This window comes from Natrialba sp. PRR66, assembly GCF_034808065.1.
Classification (GTDB): domain Archaea; phylum Halobacteriota; class Halobacteria; order Halobacteriales; family Natrialbaceae; genus Natrialba; species Natrialba aegyptia.
The window spans coordinates 49451-71857 of the sequence record NZ_JAXHGN010000004.1; the positions used below are offsets into that span (position 1 = coordinate 49451).

The 22407-nt window shown below is 54.4% G+C and carries 17 protein-coding genes and 5 pseudogenes; 12 read left to right on the forward strand and 10 right to left on the reverse strand.

The features are described 5' to 3' along the window. Positions 1 to 114 precede the first annotated feature (114 nt). From SM755_RS14360 to SM755_RS14385, 6 genes and pseudogenes are all read right to left on the reverse strand, one after another. Entirely contained in the window at positions 115 to 1233 is a 1119-nt protein-coding gene (locus SM755_RS14360) for a tyrosine-type recombinase/integrase (RefSeq protein WP_006825347.1), read from the reverse strand. Between the two features lie 364 nt (positions 1234 to 1597). Further along, positions 1598 to 3256 (reverse strand): transposase, encoded by a 1659-nt coding sequence (locus SM755_RS14365; protein ID WP_323173265.1) that lies wholly within the window; start codon positions 3254 to 3256, stop codon positions 1598 to 1600. A gap of 110 nt (positions 3257 to 3366) precedes the next feature. Beyond that, positions 3367 to 3726, reverse strand: a complete 360-nt coding sequence (locus SM755_RS14370; RefSeq protein ID WP_006667125.1) for a VOC family protein — start codon at positions 3724 to 3726, stop codon at positions 3367 to 3369. Positions 3727 to 4218: 492 nt separating this feature from the next. After that, positions 4219 to 5876, reverse strand: a pseudogene (locus SM755_RS14375) (transposase). A 433-nt stretch (positions 5877 to 6309) separates the two neighbouring features. Then, entirely contained in the window at positions 6310 to 6717 is a 408-nt protein-coding gene (locus SM755_RS14380) for a hypothetical protein (RefSeq protein WP_323173266.1), read from the reverse strand. Between the two features lie 58 nt (positions 6718 to 6775). Further along, positions 6776 to 7441, reverse strand: a pseudogene (locus SM755_RS14385) (helix-turn-helix domain-containing protein). A 190-nt stretch (positions 7442 to 7631) separates the two neighbouring features. Between SM755_RS14385 and SM755_RS14390 the strand changes: the two are divergent. The 4 genes from SM755_RS14390 (at position 7632) to SM755_RS14405 (ending at position 9239) form a co-directional block, all read left to right on the forward strand. After that, entirely contained in the window at positions 7632 to 8276 is a 645-nt protein-coding gene (locus tag SM755_RS14390; RefSeq protein ID WP_323173267.1) for a helix-turn-helix domain-containing protein, read from the forward strand. Between the two features lie 84 nt (positions 8277 to 8360). After that, positions 8361 to 8711: a HalOD1 output domain-containing protein gene (locus SM755_RS14395; protein WP_323173268.1), complete on the forward strand. Its 351-nt coding sequence runs from the start codon at positions 8361 to 8363 to the stop codon at positions 8709 to 8711. Then, entirely contained in the window at positions 8708 to 8893 is a 186-nt protein-coding gene (locus SM755_RS14400; protein WP_323173269.1) for a hypothetical protein, read from the forward strand. The genes SM755_RS14395 and SM755_RS14400 overlap by 4 nt, the downstream gene beginning before the upstream one ends. 133 nt (positions 8894 to 9026) lie before the next feature. Then, positions 9027 to 9239 (forward strand): hypothetical protein, encoded by a 213-nt coding sequence (locus SM755_RS14405; RefSeq protein WP_323173270.1) that lies wholly within the window; start codon positions 9027 to 9029, stop codon positions 9237 to 9239. A gap of 399 nt (positions 9240 to 9638) precedes the next feature. On the opposite strand, the gene SM755_RS14410 is transcribed toward SM755_RS14405, so the two are convergent. Beyond that, complete coding sequence (locus SM755_RS14410) at positions 9639 to 9815, reverse strand: hypothetical protein (RefSeq protein ID WP_323173271.1); 177 nt, start codon at positions 9813 to 9815, stop codon at positions 9639 to 9641. A gap of 207 nt (positions 9816 to 10022) precedes the next feature. Continuing rightward, on the reverse strand, positions 10023 to 10838 hold the full coding sequence (locus SM755_RS14415) for an NAD(P)H-binding protein (protein WP_323173272.1): 816 nt from the start codon (positions 10836 to 10838) through the stop codon (positions 10023 to 10025). An 85-nt stretch (positions 10839 to 10923) separates the two neighbouring features. On the opposite strand from SM755_RS14415, the gene SM755_RS14420 reads away from it, so the two are divergent. From SM755_RS14420 to SM755_RS24450, 3 genes and pseudogenes are all read left to right on the forward strand, one after another. Then, positions 10924 to 11580: a helix-turn-helix domain-containing protein gene (locus SM755_RS14420; protein ID WP_323173273.1), complete on the forward strand. Its 657-nt coding sequence runs from the start codon at positions 10924 to 10926 to the stop codon at positions 11578 to 11580. An 836-nt stretch (positions 11581 to 12416) separates the two neighbouring features. Next, positions 12417 to 13826 (forward strand): ATP-binding protein, encoded by a 1410-nt coding sequence (locus tag SM755_RS14425; protein WP_049903970.1) that lies wholly within the window; start codon positions 12417 to 12419, stop codon positions 13824 to 13826. Positions 13827 to 14172: 346 nt separating this feature from the next. Next, a pseudogene (locus SM755_RS24450) lies at positions 14173 to 14385 on the forward strand (HalOD1 output domain-containing protein); the annotation flags it as partial. A 16-nt stretch (positions 14386 to 14401) separates the two neighbouring features. Here the strand turns inward: SM755_RS24450 and SM755_RS14430 are convergent. Continuing rightward, complete coding sequence (locus tag SM755_RS14430; RefSeq protein ID WP_323173274.1) at positions 14402 to 14755, reverse strand: helix-turn-helix domain-containing protein; 354 nt, start codon at positions 14753 to 14755, stop codon at positions 14402 to 14404. Positions 14756 to 14908: 153 nt separating this feature from the next. On the opposite strand from SM755_RS14430, the gene tuf reads away from it, so the two are divergent. The 4 genes and pseudogenes from tuf (at position 14909) to ilvD (ending at position 20239) form a co-directional block, all read left to right on the forward strand. Next, positions 14909 to 16180 carry a translation elongation factor EF-1 subunit alpha gene (tuf, locus tag SM755_RS14435; protein WP_323173275.1) on the forward strand — a complete coding sequence of 424 codons (1272 nt, stop codon included), beginning with the start codon at positions 14909 to 14911 and terminating at the stop codon, positions 16178 to 16180. 65 nt (positions 16181 to 16245) lie between these two features. Beyond that, positions 16246 to 16590 (forward strand): annotated as a pseudogene (locus tag SM755_RS14440) (IS630 family transposase); the annotation flags it as partial. A 68-nt stretch (positions 16591 to 16658) separates the two neighbouring features. Beyond that, positions 16659 to 17927, forward strand: a complete 1269-nt coding sequence (locus SM755_RS14445) for a hydroxymethylglutaryl-CoA reductase, degradative (RefSeq protein WP_323173276.1) — start codon at positions 16659 to 16661, stop codon at positions 17925 to 17927. A gap of 542 nt (positions 17928 to 18469) precedes the next feature. Continuing rightward, positions 18470 to 20239 (forward strand): dihydroxy-acid dehydratase, encoded by a 1770-nt coding sequence (ilvD, locus tag SM755_RS14450; RefSeq protein WP_323173277.1) that lies wholly within the window; start codon positions 18470 to 18472, stop codon positions 20237 to 20239. A gap of 700 nt (positions 20240 to 20939) precedes the next feature. Here ilvD and SM755_RS14455 read toward each other — a convergent pair. Next, a pseudogene (locus tag SM755_RS14455) lies at positions 20940 to 21639 on the reverse strand (IS6 family transposase). Positions 21640 to 21756: 117 nt separating this feature from the next. Between SM755_RS14455 and SM755_RS14460 the strand changes: the two are divergent. After that, entirely contained in the window at positions 21757 to 22284 is a 528-nt protein-coding gene (locus SM755_RS14460) for an Rrf2 family transcriptional regulator (RefSeq protein WP_323173278.1), read from the forward strand. The last annotated feature ends 123 nt before the right edge of the window (positions 22285 to 22407 follow it).

Below are 22407 nucleotides of genomic sequence, written 5' to 3' on the forward strand. Positions count from 1 at the left end.
GCGTCCCGACAAGTTTCAGACGAACCTGTTAGGTTCGGAATCGATAACAGGGATTGTCAAACCGAGTATGTATTTCGAACACACCGGGTATAACCGAGCTGATCGTCCCGCGTCTCACTCCCGAACCTCATCGATCGACTTGGCAACGTCAGCGGCCTGAATATCACTGTAGGCATCATGGGTCGTCTCGATTGACTTGTGCCGCAGCGCTGCCTGTGCGAGTTCAGAATGACCCTGCTCGTACAGTTCCGCACCAAGCGCCCGTCGCGCCCCGTGGGGTTTCAGATACTCCTGGTCGCCCTCGAGTTCAATCCCAGCCTCCTCGGTCAACTGTTTCAGAATCTGCCGGCCGGCCTCTTTCGTAATCGAGGGCGGCGCGATCGCCTGCTCACGTAGGATCGCGTCGATATCGCTACCAGGCTCGGGCCGGTCTCCCGTAGCGTCTTCGACGGCGTTGTACTTGCTCGCCGTATGGCCGGTCGGGAACACTGGCCAGTCGTCGATCGGCGGCTCGTGAACACGCTGCAGGCGCGAGAGTGCGTTGTGAGCCCGAGCGGTCAGCCCGACGGCCTCGTACTCGCGGGACTTGCCGTACACTTCGATGGTCCGATTGTCGAGATCGACGTCGCCCCACCGAAGGCCGAGCCGATCGTCGTCGTTCTGATCGCGAAAGAGTTCGGCCCCGCGTACGCCGAGTTCCGCGAGCAGGACGACGATGGTTCGGTCGCGATAGGCCCGTTCGAGTGGTACTTCAATGGTTTCCTCGCGAGCCATTTCGACGCGCTCGTTCGCGTACGCGAGTAACTGCTGGCGCTGCTCGGCGGTCCAGAACTGCGTGTCTCTCGTCGCTCGGTCTTCAGGAAGGAACTCCTCGGCGCGCTCGGTGTCGGCGGGGTTCGTCGCGAGCTGCTCGTCGCGAACGCAGAACGAGAGGAACGCCCGCACGTAGCGGAAGTACGTATTCGCCGTCGACCCGGCGAGGTCGCCGTTGATCGTGCGTTCTCGGAGACAAAGCCCGTACTCGCGGCAATCACTCGAGTCGAGATCGGCTACGCCGTCGATTCCTTCCTCGTGGCAGAACGAACTGAACTCGGTCAGCGCCGGGCGCATACTCGCGCGGCTACCGCCCGAGTCGAGCGAGTTCAGGTAGCGGTCGACCGACTGTTGGATGGTCGTATCCGTGGGGTCACGATCGCGAGAACCAGTTGCAGGCCTCGAATTTCCCGAATCCATGAGTCTCACTGTGGGGTACAGCGTCCACCCTCCTAAACTTACTTGGTTAAACTACCTTTTAGCCAAGTGATTAGGGTACTGTCTCTATCGAGGATAGACGGCGGTTATAGAGCATCTACCTACAATACGCGCACCTGTGAACCATATGTCGCTATATAAAATAGACAAGCGGGAAGTTGAGACTACAGTAGGTGTAGCAGGCCTATAAAGCGTGAATTCAGACAAATCAGTCCAGCTCCGATACTTCAGACTCCCTCTCAGCCGCTAATTCCTGTTAGTCTTAGAATGGGTTCGGCGCTCTTCCGAGGTAGCTTCCAGTGTCGCCACTCAAAAAACAGCTCTCTCATACGGATAGAGCAGTTTTTCACCCGATTCCGGTCTCCTTCTTCAACAGCGTGAGCGTGTTCTCAGCCGTTACCAGTGGCGTCTGTTCGTACTCGCCAGTCAACTCGATCTGCACGAGCAGATCAACAGCTCGCCAGATCGAGTACAGCAGACAGGCGAAGGCGAAATAGAAGAACCGCAGCACGAAACTTTTCGATGTCGTCGCTGCCATGAACCGCTTAATACTCTTGTAGCCGCTCTCGATCTCCCACCGCGAATTGTAGAAGTGGACTGCTCCTGGGCGGGAGTTCGTCATGAAGACACTGTACTGAGTGTAATCAGCACTCTCAGCGCTCTCCCGTCGTCTGTAGATCAGTGTCGTCTCATGCCACTCATTCTTCCTCAGGTGCAACTTCCGGTCAGTAACGTAGCGGTCTCGATCCCACCGGAGTAGCCGTTTTGCCTGAGCGCGTTCACTCGTATACATCCGCTTTGGAACAACATACCCGAGGCCGCGTTGATCGATTTCTTCGAGGATGTGCTGACTATCGAACGCCCGATCCATCAACACACGATCGACGTGAACAAGGTCCTGCGCCGAGTCTAGCAGGTCCTCAACGATCTTGCGGCGACTCTCGCCCTTTCGGATCGGCCGAGCGTCTAAGACTAACGGAACGGCTTTCCCAACCAACTGTATAGTCGCCCACTGATAAGCGTACTCGCCATCTTTCGTACCGGGAATCTCATTCTCATGGCCCGTTCGATCGCCTGTAAACGGCTCTGCCTCGGTTGTATCGATCGCAACGAGTCCAGCCCGATGAAAAACTTCCGTCTCCGACACTCGATCGATAAGCCGCTGCAACGCCTCGTGATACATCTCGCGAACCGACTCAATCGAGAGACCACGGATATGATCCCGATGAGCGTGTCCTAACGGTGTCCGATCTCGCTGGGAGTCATAGAGAAAGCTGCGCGCTCCTTCGTTCGCCGCCAAGTTCTCCCGAAGCCCGAGGTACGTTTGGAGATCCCAGAATGCATTCGGATGAATCTCACAACCGTCTCCGCGATTGAGCGAGAACACCGGATAAACAATATGACTCACTTGTTCAGCAATCTCATCTGCATGGGTGAGCACTTCGTGATTGGTGGGACTGGTCTCTTCATGGCTCTCAGAGGTACGAAGCGGGTCTCTGGGAACTTCGCTGTCTTCTCTGTTAGCGTTGATGAGAACAGTTTGTGCGCTCTTCTGAATCGTCTCCTGGAGATCAGATGAGAACCGGCAGTGCCACGTCCGCCAGAGTGTTGACTGATCGGGAAGCGTCTCAAAGCCAAGCTGCTGTTGAATCACTGGCTGGTCTTTGAGATACTCCAGGAGCGCTGTTTCGTGGTCCCAGCCGTAGGCTTCTTTCAGCAGAAACACCCGTACCAGCGTTCGCATTGCGTACGTTGCTGGCTCGTCGTACTGATCATGGGGAGTCAGATCAACGTATCGCAGCGGGAGTTCACAAATGAACTCGTCAACTGAGTTGTGGGCTTCGTGAGCAAACCAGGCCGATGAGACAGTCCAAATATCTTCTTCGAGTGCCCCGAGCGAACTGCGATCGTACAACCCTGTCGTGTCGTACGCTGGCCACCCTCGGTACGAACTTGTAGCAATCGTTCGAAAGACGTCACGTCGCGAAGTCTGCGTCGAGGCCATTGGTCGAACGCTTCTGAGTCGAGCGCAAGAGCCTATCTATACTGATCAGTACAGGCGGAGTAGCTATTTTGATTGATTTGGGTGTGTATCGAACAACAGATGATGGTAATTTACTGTTCAGTCACACAAAAGCCGTTGCCTTCTGGATCCTCCATTATTGTCCAAGTTTCCGTGTTCGGTCCGTAGGTCTCAGTCTTAGTCTCGCGGACGGACGCTCCTAGGTCACAGAACCGTTTGACGGTCAACTCGCGGTCCTCTACAGTCAGATCAATGTGAATCGGCAAATCTCGTTGCGTCCCCTTTGGCATTTCTTTGAACAATAAATCTGGTCCCTCTCCTGGTAAATTAACCACCTCTGGATCAATATAGGACGGAAGATCTCGGCGGTCGCCTTCCATAGCCTCTGCCCAAAACGATGCTAGCTGACTCGAGTTTTCACAAGCGAAAGTAATAGTTTTGATTTGAGTCATGCACAACAAGCATCAAGCGGTTCCAATGAAAGCTTACCGGTCACGGTGATAATCGTTATAAAATCTACTATAATGCAATCGAATGACGGAATAAAGAAAATTAGAGCAACATTTGATACCATATTCTCTTGCTATTCAGCACAAGATGAGATACCTTATAGAGATCTGATAAAGGTCGCAGTGATCAACAAGCACTTTCTCTCTATAGACTCTTCCAGTGAAGATTTGCTGAAACGAAGTGGCGAAACGATACCAATTCCATATGCATTGGGCGACGCAGTCTCAACTTCCAATTGCGTCAGAAGATGAGACTATAGGCCGTTTAGCAGGCTTGTTATGGGTGAATTCGGACAAATCTGTCTATCGGCAATCTTTCAGACTCTCCCTCAGCCGCCAATTCCTGTTAGCCAAAGAGTAGTTTCGGCGATTTTCCAAGAACACCTCCAGTGTCGCCACTCAGAAACAGCTCTCTCGTGCGGGTAGAGTGACTTTTCACCCGATTCCCGTCTCATTCTTCAACAGCGTGAGCGTGTTCTCAGCCGTCACAAGCGGTGTGTGCTCGTATTCATCAGTCATCTCTACCTGCACGAGCAAATCAACTGCTCGCCAGATCGAATACAATAGACAGGCGAATGCAAAGTAGAAGAACCGTAGTACGAAGTTCTTCGAGGTCGTCGCTGCTATGAACCGCTTGATACTCTTGTAACCGCTCTCGATTTCCCACCGCGAATTGTAGAAGTGGACTGCCCCTGGTCGGCAGTTCGTCATGAAGACACTGTACTGCGTGTAGTCGTTACTCTCAGCGCTCTCTCGTCGTCTGTAGATTAGGGTGGTCTCATGCCATTCATTCTGCCCCAAGTGCAGTTTCCGGTCAGTAACGTAGCGATCCTGATCCCACCGGAGTAGACGCTTTGCTTGAGCTCGTTCGCTCGTGTATATCCGCTTTGGAACAACATACCGAGGCCGCGTTGATCGATTTCTTCAAGAATATGTTGGCTGTCGAACGCTCGATCCATCAACACACGATCGACGTGAACAAGGTCCTGCGCCGAGTCTAGCAAGTCCTCAACGATCTTGCGGCGACTCTCGCCCTTTCGGATCGGCCGAGCATCCAGGACTAACGGGACAGCCTTCCCAACCAACTGTACGGTTGCCCACTGGTAAGCGTACTTGCCATCTTTCGTACCGAGTATCTCGTCCTCGTGGCCTGTTCGATCGCCTGTGAAGGGCTTTGCTTCGGTCATGTCGATCGCAACGAGTCCAGCACGATGGAAAACTTCTGTCTCCGACACTCGGTCGAGGAGCCGCTGCAACGCCTCGTGATACATCTCGCGAACCGATTCGATCGAGAGACCACGGATATGATCCCGATGAGCGTGTCCTAACGGTGTCCGATCTCGCTGGGAGTCATAGAGAAAGCTGCGTACTCCTTCGTTCGCCGCCAAGTTCTCCCGAAGCCCGAGATACGTCTGGAGATCCCAGAATGCATTCGGATGAATCTCACAGCTGTCTCCGCGATTGAGCGAGAACGCCGGATAGACGATGTGGCTCACCTGTTCAGTAATCTCGGCTGCATGGGTGAGCACTTCGTAATCGGTGGGGCTGGTCTCTTCATGGCTCTCGGAATCATGAAACGGATCTCTGGGAACGTCGCTGCCTTCTCTGTTAGCGTTGATGAGGAGAAGTCGTGCGCTCTTCTGGATTGTCTCCCGCAGATCAGGTGGGAACCTGCAGTGCCACGTCCGCCAGAGTGTTGATTGATCGGGAACCGTCTCGAAGCCATGCTGCTGTTGGATCGATGGCCGGTTTTTGAGGTGTTTGAGGAGTGCTGTTTCATGATCCCAGCCGTAGGCTTCTTTCAGCAGAAACGCCAGTACCAGCGTTCGCATTTCGTACGTTGCTGGCTCGTTGTACTGATCATGCGGAGTCAGATCAACGTATTGCAACGGGAGTTTGCAAATGAACTCATCAACCGAGTTATGGGCTTTGTGAGCAAACCAGACCGATACGACAGTCCCAATCTCTTCTTTGAGTGTCCCGAGCGAACTCCAGTCGTACAACTGTGTTGTGTCGTACGCTGGCCACTCTCGATACGAATCCGTTGCGATCGCTCGAAAGACATCGCGTCGCGAAGACTGCGTGGAGGCCATTGGTCGAACGCTTCTAACTCGATCGCAAGAGTCTATCTATACTGATCAGTACAGGCAAAGGATGTAACGCGACAGATTGTGATCTAACTGTCCCCTGATAGAAATTGCATGTAGAACATGGGTTCAGCGTTTTGGCTTCGATTGTTTCAAGCCATTTTGATCGGGCTTTGAATGCTCTGGTGGTTCATTGAATGGATCTCGATTATTTATCGTCAAGAAAACATCAAAATCGATAGTCTGGTCCGGGAGACATCCGAAAGATCCACGCGTTGTTGCAAAGTCAGGAAATACGACCCCCAAATTCCTACCCATCCTGAATCGCAGCGATTCGCTGAATGGAGCCACAACTCTTCACTTGGTGAATACATCACCACGTTGGGCGAGTGAACTGAGTTTGAAACTGGAGCTACTCATCCTCAATCACACCCGCCTCTTACTCGTGGACGTCGTACGGCTCGACCAACCTCCGGATCTTCTGTTCCAGTTCACCGCCAACAAACTGGACGTGTCCCGTTTCAGCCTCATAGTCGATTATCCGTGCCTCGTCCAGTCTTGGAAGATGAGTATGGTGAAGTACGATCCGGATGCGTTGTCGGTGTTCGTCTGACTCCCGCTTCGCGTCTTCGTCTCGAACCCGGTCTGCAACGCGATCTACGAGCACATCGTATTCCAGTGTCTTCTCGGAAGCGTTGTCCAACGCGTTGAGGGTGGCGCGTCGGTGTTCGTTCGCTACTGCCGATAGAATCGTATCGGGGGAGATTAGCCTCTCACGCCCCGAAGAACCGGAAACCTCTTTAGTTGACTGGATATCACGTGTCCCCAGCTTTCGACTCTCATCCATACTCACCTAGCGTAGGCCCAACTGCCTGGTCCTGCCCCATGGTGTATAATGGAAACAGTCAGTCCACTTGTGCCGCTGACTCAGGCGTGAGAAGTGCGTACCTTCCGAACGTACCAATGGCACGACGCAGTCGCTCTGTCACTGCCTGGTCGGAAATCCCGAGCTCGTCAGCTAATTCCGCGGTCGTACAGCCACGTGGAATGTCGTAGTATCCCATTCGAACGGCGAGCGTCAGCGCTTCTCGTTGGGGCTCACTCAAGCCGTACCACGGGCCGGCCTCGGGGTCCGTCGGATTGTATACACGGGTTAGTTCCAGAGAGATGTGTGCGTCCTCACAACAGTCCTGGCACTGACTCAATTCCTTGCGGTCTGAGAATCGTATTTCGAAATTCCACCCTTCCGGTTATCCAGTAGCACCCAGTATTTGCCCGTCGTGTTCCAAAATGCACTGAAAAAGGTGGTCCTGGCTCGCATCCCAGTCGAGCCTGATGAGCGTCCGGTCGTCGAACACGTCCACCTCCGTGACGCTGTTGACAGTTGGATAGCGTTCGACGGTATCAAGAAAGCCGTTTGCGACCGGTTCGTAGACCCAAAAGAGCGGCACGGTCACGTCCCCGCTCGGGACGAGCGTTTCGAGTTCGATGGCCGACGCATCCTCTAGACTGAGAATTTGCCCGAGTTCAAAATCATCGGGTGGGATGCGAATCTCCGTTATCACACTCATGCTAACTTGTAAGACTAGATTGGTCGGTCGTACAAAAGGAGACGACATGGTGCACCATGGCCCTCCGGGTACCAACGGACTTCCCGCTCGCAGAACACATTATCCCGGCCATCAACGGTGCGTTGGCTCGTCTCGAAGTCATGGTATATCACCCATGCTGGTTATCCGCCTGCCGAACGAACGCTTCCACATGGCGACTGTGATGGAGTTCACGAGTCCGGTAGCGGAGTTTCCACTGGGGACTGTGTTCGAGAATTTGCCGGGTGTGACCGTCGAACTGGAGCAACTTATCCCACACGAGACGCTGATTATCCCGTATTTCTGGGTACGAGATGCGGAAACGGAGGACATCGAAGCGGCGTTCGAACAACACGCTGGCGTGAGCAACATCCGAGTGGTTGATAGCGTCGAAGACGAGTATCTCATGCGTGCCGAGTGGGAGCAAGAGTACTTCGGTATCTTGAGTGCGCTTGCCGAGGCCAAGGTCGTTGTGCTCTCCGGAATCGGTACGAAAGACGAGTGGCGATTCGAGGTGCGCGCCGAGAGTCAGGAGGCAATCACCGAGTTTCGAGAGTATTGCCAGGAAAACGATATTTCGATAGCGATCACCGCCGTCCACGCAATGCTTCCGATCCAGGGGGAAGGCTACGAGTTGACCGAGACTCAACGTGAGGCGCTGGTATTGGCCTACGAGCGGGGCTACTTCGACACCCCACGCGAGGCGTCGCTCGAAGAGATCGCTGACGAGCTCGACATCACCCAGCAATCACTATCGTCACGCCTTCGACGCGGGCATCGACGCCTCATTGGAGCGACACTCAGTAGTTCGGTATGATCGTTCGGATAGGTCCTCTGTATTAAACCCCCTGTATAATCAGCACCCCTATTGAACCGACTCAAACGGCTAGAATCGGGCAAGATGGACACAAAGGTATCTGGGGTTGGAGTCGAAGCGATCGAGTATTCTCAGGAATCTGGGACTGTTCGCACGCAGTTTGATCAGGAGAAGATACTTGCGAGCATGGCTGTTGTCGCAACGCTGGCGGACGTAATGGACACTGATCCTGTAGAACTGGACCCGCTCCATTCCACTGTTGACCCCGACGCGTTAGATGCGCTCGTCCGAGCTCATGACGGGACGAATGGGGATTCCCATATTTCAATCACGCACGAGGGGCGCGCGATAACCGTACACAGCTACGGTGTGATCACCATCACACCAGAACACGAACTCGCAGCGGAGAAATACGAAAGGGGCGCGGGAAGATGACGTCTGAGGGGACCTCGCTTACGTCGAAGGAGGAGTTGAACGCGGAGCTGAAAGGCCTCCTTCGCAGGGCCTACGAGAGTGGAATCGATGTCGAAGGCGGATTCGAATGTCGGAATGGGGTCGAACATCCTGACTGGGACGTGATCGTCACGGAAGTCGAAAAGAACGAGCATTCGGAGTGACCGACGACGAGGGTTACCGGTCGTCGCAGATAACAGGTCCGTGAGAGAGAAACGCTGTAACGATGATCGCATCGAACGTGTGCTCTCAGCGCAACAGTAGCGAGTATTACGTGCGCTACTGGACGAGAGTGTGATGTCTGCAGATCCGATTCTTCGAAAGGGAGAGACTCTTGACGCCGGGGAGTACCTCACGATCCGTTACGAACTCCATCACGTTCTACTCCCCGAATTAGCGGATATGAGACTTGTCGAGTTCGACAGGGTCGAAGACGAGGTACGGCGAGGATTGAGATTCGACAAGGTGCGTCGATTTCTTGAACAGATCGCTGGCGATCATGACAAGTAACCTGGAGCTGTAATCGCTTCACTGCTGAATATGCGCCCTGAGGCTTTCACGACGCTACGAACATCATCCATAGTTGGTAGGAACTCCAACGGTCAGTCCGCACTTTCTCTGTATCGGCTCTTTCGGTGAAGACTCGTCGAAACGAAGTGGCGAAACGGGTGACGATTCCATATGCATTGGAGGATGCAGTCTCAACTTCTGGACAAGCCCAGTAGTTGAGTACAGTGGGCTTAGCAGGCTTGTAATGCGTGGGTTCAGACGAATCACTAACCGAAAATTCTTCAGACCACCTCCCAGGTGCCAACTCCTGTCGGTTTCAGAGCAGTTTCAGCGGTCTCCCGAGATTCCTGACAGTGTTACCACTCAGAAACACGTCTTTTGACCGAATCGAGCGATTTTCTATCCGATTCCTGTTTCCTTCTTCAACAGCGTGAGCGTGTTCTCAGCCGTCACAACTGGTGTGTCCTCGTATTCGCCGGTCAACTCGACTTGCACAAGCAGATCGACCGCTCGCCAGATCGAGTACAGGAGACACGCGAGGGTGTCATAGAACGACCCGCATGGCGTTCTTTTCACCCAATCTGGAGCGAACTATCCGTTCACTACACTTGCGAACTGACCAGTAGGACATCTGCCAGTTGCAAGATGTGTTTCGAAAGTCGTGCAAGATCCACAGTGCGTATCGGTCACTGTGGGAACAACTACGTGAACCAGCCCGTGGAGTTGACAGTAGTAGGTGGCTGACCACTGCAGCAAAAATACGCTTCCGTCCTTTATCGGCGATCACGTTGGCGACTGCGCACGAGTGGTAGGTTCGTCCGCTCCGCTCGCATATCGCTCCGCGAGCCACTCTTCCCAAGTGACTGTCCCGGCCCTGTTATCGGGACAGGTCGCATAGCCAGTCCGAAACGCCGCCATCGTTTTGCCAGGGATGGGAAATCTGATGATCGGACGTCGTAGGCCACGCGTATTACGGTACGCCTGTGCGAGTTTACCTACTGAGTGGATGTTGGGACCACCAACGAGGTCAGTTCGTCCACTCGCTGTCAGCGTCGCGTGATCCACGATGATATCCGCAACCTCGCCGACATCGACGGGCTGGATCTGTACGTTCGTCGGAAGGGGCCACAGCGGAAGTTTCGCCACCGAATCCAACAGTTCCGCAATGAACGAGTGGAACTGCGTCGCACGGACGATAGTCGTCGGTATATTGCTCTCCTCGACTATCGTCTCGGCGGTACCCTTGTGTTCGTAGTAGGAGAAGGGAATGTCGTCGATACCGACGATGGAAGGATAGAGGAAGTTCTCCACGTCGGCTGCCTCGGCCGCTTTGAGAAGTCGTTTCGTCCCCTGCACGTCAACCGCCGCTGTGTCACCCTTCGGGGCCGTCGCCGTGTGGATAACGACATCGACGTTATCGAGCGCCGACTCGAGACCCGTGCCTTCGATCAAGTCGAGTTCTACCCAGTCAAGTTCCACCCTGGTTTCTTCGGGAGGCGAGCGGCTTGCCGCCCGGACAGCGTGGTCCGCCGCCGTGAGCCGCGGTCGGAGTGCCGTTCCGAGTGTTCCAGTTGCGCCGGTCACCAGCGTTTGGATCATACGAGATGGTTCATTCCACCGGCCCGAATGGATATTGCCGAGTCTACTCGGCGGATTTAAGTAGGCAACCTCGTATCATCGCTCGATGAAACACATCCGGGTGCGCATCACGGCCCATGGACGAGCAGGTGAAATCCACCCGATGTACGGCGTGATGACCGAGGCATCGTTTGTCGAGCGAGCGACGGCAGTACAATGGAACTATACCGGAGACGCACTGGGCATCCTCCATTACGTTGTTGGCGACGCTGATGCGCTCGAAAGAGCGATGCAAGAGATTCCGGAGGTCGTCGGCTACGACATGGAACGTATCGACGAGCGGTCGTGCTACGTGTACGTCCGGGACGCAACGACCGATTCGCTTCAAGAGATGTTCAGTCCCATCTCTTCCGGCGGCCTTATTGTCGTCCCCCCCATCGAATACGAGCCTGATGGGACGGTGGTGCTCTCGGTGTTCGGTCCTGACGACGAGGTACAGGATGCAATCGAAGCCATCTCTGTTCCGGTTGAGGTGACTATCGAAGCAGTAGGCAGTCTCGCTGGCACAACGGCTGTTACCAAGGGCCATCTCACCGATCGCCAGTGCGAAGTTGTCGAAACGGCAGTGGAACTGGGCTACTACGACATCCCTCGGAGCACCAGTCAGGAAGATATTGCCGCGGAATTGGGCTGTGCGCCAAGTACCATTGCTGAACACCTGCGGAAAGCCGAAGCCCGGATACTCCGGTCACAGTTCTCTTGAGGCCGATGATCTGGAAAATATGATGATTTCCCACATATGACGACGAGCGAGAATCGTACGCTTTCTGTACCGTGATTATTCCAGTAACGTCGGTGTCAGAGCAATCTGACATGCAAGGTACACGCTCTGTAGTCCGCAGTCAACTTTTAACAAGTTTCATAGTTATCGCAATTCTCTCCGGTAACTGAATCTCCTGTACTGAACGGCAACTACGTGTGCGTATTCATCAAGAACCACGCTGGCGGAGATACATCCCCCCGACGAGGCAAACCACTGCCACAAGCAACAATCCGCCACTCAAAATATCTCTAAGTGACCCAGAGACTCCTGGATTACTTACTATTCCAAGACTATTCTGAAACACGGTTAATTGAATTACTAAGGCCAACCCTCCGATCCCTATTAATAACCGTTCTCTACTAAGGCTTTGAGTATTGCTCATAGTGTATATAACCTAAGATATATCTAAAATGTTTGGGGGAACACATAATATTACCGGCGATTTCTGAATGGTATATTTAAACCTCGTACTGAACGGTATGTGCTTCACCTGTACTTACCGTTTGTCGGGTAGTCACAGAGAGTGGATATGGGAACTGTTCTATGACACCCTGGACACGCAAATATGAAGTAGACAGGCCACACGGAATAGGGCGTCTATGCGATGGTCCGGAAGACTGTGCGTCGAGATACTTGTGTTGATGGTACTAGTTGGCGCCGAAACACTACAGCGTCAAGAACTCATCTAAGGGTGCCCAAGATACGTTAGTCTAAGCTAAGTTAGCTCAGACTCCTTTAGAGGAACGGTTTTACGTGTCCCCTTCGAAACGGGCACAATGACTGGATTTGTAAATCGGGAACGGGAACTGAAACGCCTCGATAAACTCTACGAGAGTGATACCGCAGCACTAGCGGTAGTTTGGGGACGACGACGGATGGGAAAAACGACGCTTGCGCTCGAGTCGATCCGAGATCGCGACGACGCCGTCTACTACCAAGCGACTAGAGGGACTGCAGACCAGCAGATTTCCTCGTTCATCAACGACGCTGCCGAGGTGTATCCAGGGATCACACGGATCCGCGAAGAGTGGGAACCCCTCTTCGAATTTCTTGCCGAGCAGAATGCAGTCATCATCGTCGACGAGTTCCCGTACCTCGTCGAGCAAACCGACGCACTCCCGTCGATCCTGCAGCGCGTCTGGGATCATACCGCTGAGAAAACTGCAACGGCCTTCGTACTGACTGGGTCTGCTATCGGAATGATGCACGAGTACGCCCTTGAAGGAACAGCGCCGCTGTACGGTCGCGTCGCCAAGAACCCGAATGGGGAGATCGAAGTTGGCCCGCTCCGCTTCGGAGCGGCGATGTCATTTTTTCCCGACTATTCCCCCGCTGAACAGGTGATGACCTACGGTGTCTTCGGCGGGACGCCAGAGTATTTGCGAGCCATCGAAGACGACGAGACACTCGAGGAGAACGTCACGAGGACGCTGTTACGGCGTGACGGAGGACTCCACGAGGAGCCCGAAAACGTGCTCCACCGGGAACTGGACGAGGTCGACCGATACTTTGCGATATTGAAGTCGCTTGCGGAAGGAAACCGAGTCAAGAACGAAGTCGCCCAGGGTGCCGGAATTAGTAATAGTAGTGTCGGCTATTATCTCGACCGACTGAATGACTTGCGCATTATCGAACGAGACTACCCAGTCACCGTCGATCCAGATCGGAGCCGAAAAGGACGATATGCAATTACAGATCCATTGTTTCGGTTTTGGTTCAAATTCGTTTATGGGCGGACAGCCCGGTACGAGGTATATGGCGAGGATGCTTACACTGATCTCATCGACCCAGAACTGCCAGACTTCGTCAGCGGGACGTTCGAGCAGTTATGCCAGCACGCTGTCCTGTACGCGTTCGGCGACGAGTATCGCTTCGTAGAGGAACCTGGCAACTGGTGGGACGGCAGTGGAAACGAAATCGATATCGTTGCCCCGACGAATGGAGAGACACTCCTCGTCGGTGAGGTGAAGTTCCGACAGGAAGCGGTCGGGTACGATGTCCTCAGTCAACTCGAGTCTGAAACTCCGAAAGTAGACTGGCATCCAAACAGCGGTGGTGACCCAGAGTACACGTATGCGCTATTCAGTCGGTCTGGATTCTCGTCTGCAGTCAAGGAAGCCGAATCGGAACGGGACGATCTTCGCCTGTTTACCGTCAATGACGTCGTCGGACTGATCACGGAATAGGCGATCGAAGAAAGTTGAGGAAGACGGATTGTGACCCTGTCACCAATTAATATATCACTGGCTTCAGTTGGATACTCTCGGTTCGAAGTAAGTAACGCCGAAGAGTCGTATGCATTGAGAAGGCCAGTCTCAACTACTGCTCTGCATTGGAAGTCACAGGTTTGGCGTTTGTATTTCGACGAACCACCAAATAGAAAACATTTGTACTGGTTCTAAGTTAGAACATTAGACGACGGGTAGGGCCTACAGGTGTCTCCCTCAACATATCCCCAATACTGTAATGAGTTTGTGCCTTTATTATATACTTCTGAAGTCAGGCAGGTAGATTTCTCATACGAGACGGGTGGTGAAAACAACCTCGGTTCTAAATTTCGCGGGTAGCTGTGCATGGCGAAGCTACCTAACCGGCTTCAGCGCCTACGAAATTCGAGCGGGTAAACCACACAGCCGTGCTGCCGTTCGGACTGTCGCATCAGTTACGAATACCTCCGGAAGTGGTCTTGAACCATTCGACGAGGTCGTCGATCCAGAACACCTTGATGGGCTTATCCAGAACCAAACGAGCTACACGACCTCTACTCAGTGTCTCCATGCTGGTCCGAGCAGTAGCGTTCCATCCACTCATCCAGCTCCTGAAACATCGGTTCGAGGTCGTTCAACATCTCCGTTATCTCGTATTCCACGCGTGGAGGGATTTCATCGTATTGCGTCCGTTCCAAGAAGCCGGTTTCGACGAGTTCATCGAGTCGCCGAGAGAGCGTATTCGGGGAGATGCCGAGCTCGTCTTCGAGTTCGCCGAACCGAATCGATTCATCGTCGTCCAGGACAAATTCCTTGAGAATCGCTATCGTGTGGGCCTTCCCGAGCAGGGAAAAGACCGTGCTCATCCGATTATTATGCTGTGATTCCACTATCTCGGATTCGCTCATGGCCTCACTACGAATTCAGTAGTAATGTATGTTGTGAGAAATTGAGTCATCATCCAACCTGTGCGAGTGTGCCTCGATACTTCCACGTCCGGTAGTTACTACTGCACTTCTAACTTGGTAGCTTTTGACTTCTAAAACCGTAGTTAGGATACAGTGAGTACTGACAATCCCCACCAGAACTTAGCTATCATCGGCCACGTTGACCACGGGAAGAGCACGCTCGTGGGGCGACTTCTCTATGAGACGGGGAGCGTTCCGGAGCACGTAATCGAACAGCACCGCGAGGAAGCTGAGGAGAAAGGCAAGGGCGGATTCGAGTTCGCCTACGTCATGGACAACCTCGCCGAGGAGCGAGAGCGTGGTGTCACGATAGACATCGCCCACCAGGAGTTCTCGACGGAGACGTACGACTTTACCATCGTCGATACACCGGGACACCGAGATTTCGTGAAGAACATGATCACGGGCGCGTCCCAGGCTGACCACGCTGTCCTCGTCGTCGCTGCTGACGACGGCGTCGCGCCCCAGACCCAGGAACACGTCTTCTTGGCCCGTACCTTGGGAATTGACGAGCTTATCGTCGCTGTCAACAAGATGGATCTTGTCGACTACGAGGAAGCGAAGTACAAGGAGGTCGTTGAGGAGGTCAAGCAGCTCCTCAACCAGGTCCGATTCGACACCGACGATGCATCGTTCATTCCCGTTTCCGCATTCGAGGGTGACAACGTCGCCGACGCCTCCGAGAACACAGACTGGTACAATAGCGAGACTGTGCTTGAGGCGCTCAACGATCTACCCGAGCCACAGCCAGCGTCGGACGCGCCGCTTCGGCTCCCGATTCAGGACGTCTACACTATCTCCGGCATCGGTACTGTCGCTGTTGGACGTGTCGAAACCGGCGTCATGAACACCGGCGACAACGTCTCGTTCCAGCCTAGCGACGTGGGCGGCGAAGTGAAGACGATCGAGATGCATCATGAGGAAGTCCCTCAAGCCGAGCCCGGTGATAACGTCGGGTTCAACGTCCGCGGTATCGGTAAGGACGACATCCGTCGTGGCGACATTGTCGGTCCTGCTGACGACCCACCGACGGTCGCCGAGACCTTCCAAGCCCAAATCGCCGTTATGCAACACCCCAGTGTGATCACCGCCGGGTACACGCCGGTTCTCCACGCCCACACGGCACAGGTGGCCGGAACCATCGAATCCATTGACCAGAAGGTTGATCCCTCGTCCGGTGAGGTCGCCGAGGAAAACCCCGACTTCATCCAGTCGGGCGACGCCGCTGTAGTTACGATCCGACCGCAGAAGCCCCTCAGCATCGAACCATCGAGTGAAATACCTGAACTTGGAAGCTTCGCCGTCCGCGACATGGGTCAGACCATCGCGGCTGGCAAGATTCTTGAAATCAACGAGCGAGACTAACCTATCTTCGTACAGATTCATACTGACGGCTGAATATTTTTCAAAGAGGAATACGTTATCCCGATATGGCTTCCCTTGATGACGTGTCTACCGACGACCTCCGCCAGGTCTTGGCGGAGGTCGAGGGGAAGAAGCCGACACAGCGGGTTATGGCAGCGATCAACTATCTCGAAGAAGACGAAGCGACGCTGGAAGATGTTGCTGAACGTTATGGATACACTGCTGGCTGGCTCTCACGCTGGCTTGATCGACTCGAACAGTTCGCCGACGAGCCGTTCGAGGAGGTTGTCTACGACGAACACCGTTCCGGGAGACCGTCTAAGCTCACTGACCAACAGCACGACAAGTTCGTTGAGGCACTCCACGAATCACCCGAAAGTGGACTAGACGCGCCCGCGTGGTCTGTTCCGGATACTACGGTCCACAGAATCATTCCACTAACCCTATCAACTAACTGGATGGAATTTGACTAACTGCTATGGACTCACGTATTCCTGACTTCTACGAAGAAACTCCGGAACGACGACGTGAAATCATTACGAGTCGCTGCCTCCTTTCTGAAGAAGATTCTGACGCTCTGGGGGAGGGGCCCAATAGCGAACTCATGGATAGTTTGAGTGAAAACGTGATCGGCAGTATTTCCCTCCCGTTGAGTGTTGCGACAAACTTCGTTATCGATGGCGAAGACGTACTTGTGCCAATGGCGGTTGAAGAAAGCTCCGTTGTGGCAGCCGCTTCGTACGGGGCGAAACTTACGCGTGAGACGGGCGGATTCTCAACCTCTGTCTCGGGACCGTATATGCTCGGACAGATCCAAATTCGAGACATCAGTGACCCATACAGTGCGAAAATGCGGGTTCTCGAACGAGCTGACGAGATTAGATCTATGGCTAATGATCAGGGTGTCCTCGTCTCTCACGGTGGCGGGTGTGAGAACGTTACTGCTCGTGTCGTAGACACCCCTCGTGGCCCAATGGTTGTCGTTCATCTCCTTGTAAATGTGCAGGACGCCATGGGAGCGAATGCAGTCAACACAATGGCAGAGGCAGTGGCCCCGCTCGTTGAAGAAGAGACCAGTGGGGAAGCCGTTCTCCGTGTGTTGTCAAACTTAGCGGATCACCGAGTTGCGCGTGCTCGGTGTACTGTCACACCAGATATGCTTGAGCGCGAGCAGAGTTCGCTGGCTGGAGAAGAGGTAAGGGACCGAATCGTTGATGCGTGGGCCTTCGCCGCCGGTGATCCGTACCGGGCAGCAACGCACAACAAGGGCATCCTGAACGGGATGGATGCGCTTGCAGTTGCAACAATGAATGACTGGCGAGCAATTGAGGCCGGCGCTCACGCCTTTGCAGCCAATGATGGATACGGCCCGCTTTCGACCTACGAAATTGATACAGAGGGAAATCTGTCGTGCAGTATTGAGGTACCAGTCCAAGTGGGCACTGTTGGCGGCGCTACTCGTTCCCATCCAACTGCTAGTGCAGCGATGGAGATCCTTGACGTTGAATCGAGTGACGAGCTAGTGGGAATCTTCGGAGCCGTGGGGCTCGCAGAAAACATCGCCAGTATGCGTGCACTGGCTGATGAAGGAATCCAAACTGGACACATGAAACTTCATGCGAAGAATATTGCCCGTGAGACTGACGCACCCGATGAACTAATTGAGGAAATTGCGGCGCGGATGGTTGCCGAAGATGATATTCGGGCTGGACGAGCCCGTGAATTGGCCGAAGAACTGAGCCAGTGAGACCGGCCGTAATCCCTTGGTAACTACGCAGTTCTACTAATTGGCTGTTTCATTTGAATTTCGTCGAAGAAATCGGTACAACAGAGCCACCAAAACAGCGATCTGTGTCGGCTGTAGATTGTATCCGTATTTGGTTTCATGGGGGTCCACGGGTCTCGGTTAGGAAGTCCTGGTACTGAACGGAGATTGGGTACACGTAGTTGGGGGTGGTTTGAAGAATCTGGGATAGCGTAGGGGGCTTCGCTCTCACTGAGTCACACTCGTTTTCTCCGGTTATACACATGACGGCCGCAATTCATTCGGCGTAGGTAAAGTTGAGAACCGGTTATCAGGAGGCTCGCTGCCTTTTGATCAAATTTTTGTCGCACGACGGCGAGCATCCGCGTGGCGTATCCCGCGCCCTCCGGATAGTGGTCGACCGCGATGGGTATACCCCGACTGGTACCCGCGTAGCCGTAGCTTCCGAGTCAAGGGCAGGAGCGTGCGCCACGGCAACACGCGGACATCACACTGTTTATGGCCACACGCGAAAACGACTGGATATGAATGGCAAACCAGAGTCGAACACGGACGAGACGGATATCGAATCTACGGAGGGATCGACGCCCGAGAAGGACCCTGACCTGAGGAGCACCGAAGTGACCAAGGGCCCCGAGAGTGCTCCGCACCGCGCGATGTTCCGCGCGATGGGCTACGATGATGCGGACCTCTCCTCACCGATGGTCGGCGTCGCCAACCCCGCTGCGGATGTCACCCCCTGCAACGTCCACCTCGACGATGTCGCGGACGCTGCAATCGCTGGCATCGAGGACACCGGCGGGATGCCGATCGAGTTCGGTACCGTCACTGTCAGCGACGCCATTTCCATGGGGACGGAGGGAATGAAGGCCTCGCTGATCTCCCGGGAGTTGATTGCCGACTCCGTCGAGCTCGTCTCCTTCGCCGAGCGGATGGACGCCCTCGTCACCGTCGCCGGGTGCGACAAGAACCTCCCCGGCATGATGATGGCCGCCATCCGCACCGATCTCCCCAGCGTCTTCCTCTACGGTGGGTCCATCCTTCCCGGCCACCACGACGGCCGCGATATCACGGTCCAGAGCGTCTTCGAGGGCGTCGGTACCTACGCTACTGGCGACATGACCGAGGAGGAACTCTACGAGATGGAGCACGAGGCCTGTCCAGGAGCAGGCTCTTGCGGCGGGATGTTCACCGCGAACACGATGGCCTCGATCAGCGAGATACTCGGTCTCGCCCCCCTCGGGTCGGCGTCACCGCCCGCCGAGGATGAAGAGCGCTACAAGGTTGCTCGCGAGGCTGGTGAGGTCGTTCTCGATGCCGTCGAGAATGACCGCCGGCCGAGCGATATCCTCACGAAAGAGTCCTTCGAGAACGCCATTACCCTCCAGACAGCGCTCGGCGGCTCCACGAACGGCGTCCTGCATGTCCTCGCGCTTGCTGCCGAGGCTGGCATCGACCTTACGATCGACGAGTTCGACGAGATCAGCAAGCGTACGCCGAAGATCGCGAACCTCCAACCAGGCGGTACGCGCGTCATGAAGGACCTCCACGACGTCGGCGGTGTCCCCGTCGTCATTCGCCGCCTCCTGGAGGGTGGATACCTCCACGGTGACGCGATGACTGTCACCGGGAACACTATCGCCGAGGAGTTGGAGACGCTCGGCCTACCGGACGACGAGGACATCGATGCAGACTTCCTCGCAACGACCGAGGACCCGTTCCACGAGGAGGGTGCAATCAAGATCCTAACTGGGAACCTCGCGCCGGATGGTGCCGTCCTCAAGGAGACGGGTGAGGAGGGCTTCCACCATACCGGCCCCGCGCGCGTCTTCGAGCACGAGGAGGACGCGATGTCCTACGTGCAGGAGGGTCACATCGAGTCCGGCGACGTCATCGTCGTCCGGAACGAGGGCCCGCAGGGCGGCCCCGGGATGCGCGAGATGCTCGGCGTCACCGCCGCCGTCGTTGGCCAGGGCCACGAGGACGATGTCGCCCTCCTCACCGACGGGCGCTTCAGTGGTGCGACCCGCGGCCCGATGGTCGGCCACGTCGCTCCCGAGTCCGTGGTCGGCGGACCGATCGCCGCCCTCGAAGACGGCGACACCGTCACCGTCGACATCCGCGAGCGCGAACTCTCCGTCGACCTCAGCGACGAAGAACTCGAAGCGCGCCTCGACGAATACGAGCGTCCCGAGATCCAGTATGAGGGCGGTTTCCTCCGTAAGTATGGCGACGCCTTCGACTCCGCTGCGAACGGCGCGGTGACGAATCCCGCCGTCAAGCGCGACAACTGAGCGAGCGTGCTTGCCCGTCAGGGCGCGTTTCACCGAACGACGGAGCCAACCGGGAATGCCCTCCCGTATTTTTTGGACCGAGCGGGGCACAAAGCTCCCTCAATGGAGAAAAGACGGAGGTATCGCCGGTGAGCGGCCGAAGCTGACGCATGAACAGATCGAGAGACAAGGGATATCGGACGCTTCGATGTGGGCATTGACTTACGAAGACCCGTGGTTGCAGGAACACTGAATATATCAGTGAATGTTCTATTAGTACCACTGCAGATTCACAGAGTCGTGACTGATACGCCCTCTGTACTCAGCGATTGAGAGCCAAATTTGTTGGCTACTGAGGATTTCACAAGAGTCAACCGAGCCGCTATAGATATTTGTCTCAGTCGCTGTTCTCTCCTGTCCCATCAGCGTCCTCAACTTCTTCAACTGGCTTGAGGTTCGCTTCCATACGATCGTATTTGGCTTCACGAAGTTACGATCGCGTCGCTGCTTGGTGTTGACGAGATCCCTGTGTACGTCCTCTGCCGGCACGAGGAGTGGCAGCGAATCCACGACCGATTGGCCGACACGCCTCAAACAGAACTTCCGACCGGACTAAAAGCGCACGTCGAGCATCCGGATGTCCAAGACGTGCGGCCAGAGTAACTGGTCAACAACAGCGCTACACTGGCACTGTCTAGTTTCGCACCTCCGCTGGCGTCTATCAGTTTAGTGACTGATTCGGCCGCTGTGTGTTATAGTAGTGTACGTACTGTTCAAGCCTTTCTCTGACGCTCGCCCGACTGCCGACCCATGAGTTATGGAAGCGGTCAATCCGTATTTGAGCGTGTAAAACCACTTCTCGATGTGGTTTCAATCGACATAGTCGAGGTGACCGCTCAATCCTAATCGAGAGAGGGCAGTCAGATAGCCAGCATCATCGACGAGAAACTTAGTGTCGGAGAGACCGTGTTTCTCGGTGAGTCCATGCAGAAACGCAGCAGCTGGATCGGTGCCTCGCTGTCCAAAGAGCGCTACATCGAGAATGAGCTTCGTGTCAAGGTCTATTGCATCGTACACCCAAGATCGTATGCCATTAATCCTGACAGCGGTTTCATTAACCGCGACCCGCAACGGTTGCGCCGTCCTCAGAACGCAAAGCGTTCTGATGGGCCGCACGAGAGCGCCGCTCTCGTGGACGTCGGCGGGTCTGGGACGCTGTCAGCTAGGCGATGTACCCAGTTCCAGATTGCTTGATGAGAGCGTTCAACGCCGAGTGAGCGAAGAATCGCTTGTGTTTCTCGAAGTGAACAATCGGTCACGGAGAGCCAGACAACGAACGCCCTGGGCGTCGCCGTCCGCCCACGCTCCCAACATTCATCAAATTCCGCCGCATAGCTCTTGCTGAGAAGGTCTGCGAGCAATAGTCTACATTAACTCAACGACCAGATCGTTCTTCAAACTGGCTCAACTAGACAGTGTCGTACGTTCTATCAAATATAGGCCCTTACAAATAAATACGAATAGATACTAGGGTACATATGGGTCAATTTGATCTAACTAGTAGGCAACGAATGGCTCTTACTACTCTAATTAATAAGTACCAGATAGATGAGGAATTAGTATCTGCACAGGTTCTCGCTAAGGAAATCAACCGAAACGCTGGTACACTCCGTAATCAAATGCAAACTCTGAAGGCACTTGGGTTGGCTGAAGGTGTTCCTGGCCCAAACGGGGGGTATAAGCCAACTCAGAAAGCATATGAAGAGATAGATCGCCAGCACCTAAATAATGCTGAGACAGTCACTCTGGCTCATAATTATAAACGTATCAGCGCGACTGTTAGTGAAATCCACTTCACCAATATCCATCACCCAGACTTGTGTCGTGCACAGATACATTTTCAACAGTCGATTCAAGACCTTACAGGGGGGGACGCAATCGTAGTTGGGCCGTCTCCTGTCTCAAATTTAGTCATTGCTGGCGAAATTGTATATGTTGATAATACTATAGATATGGCAATAATAGATATCAGTGAAATAAAATCTCCGATGGGAGAAGAGCACTAAAGACAGTCTAATTATGAGCAGTTCTCGTAGGTTGTCCAATGGGTTCGCTACACCAGAGGCATCAATGGAAAGAGAATCCCCCAGCCCCTCTCTTTTTATACCTATAATAAATAGCTATACAGC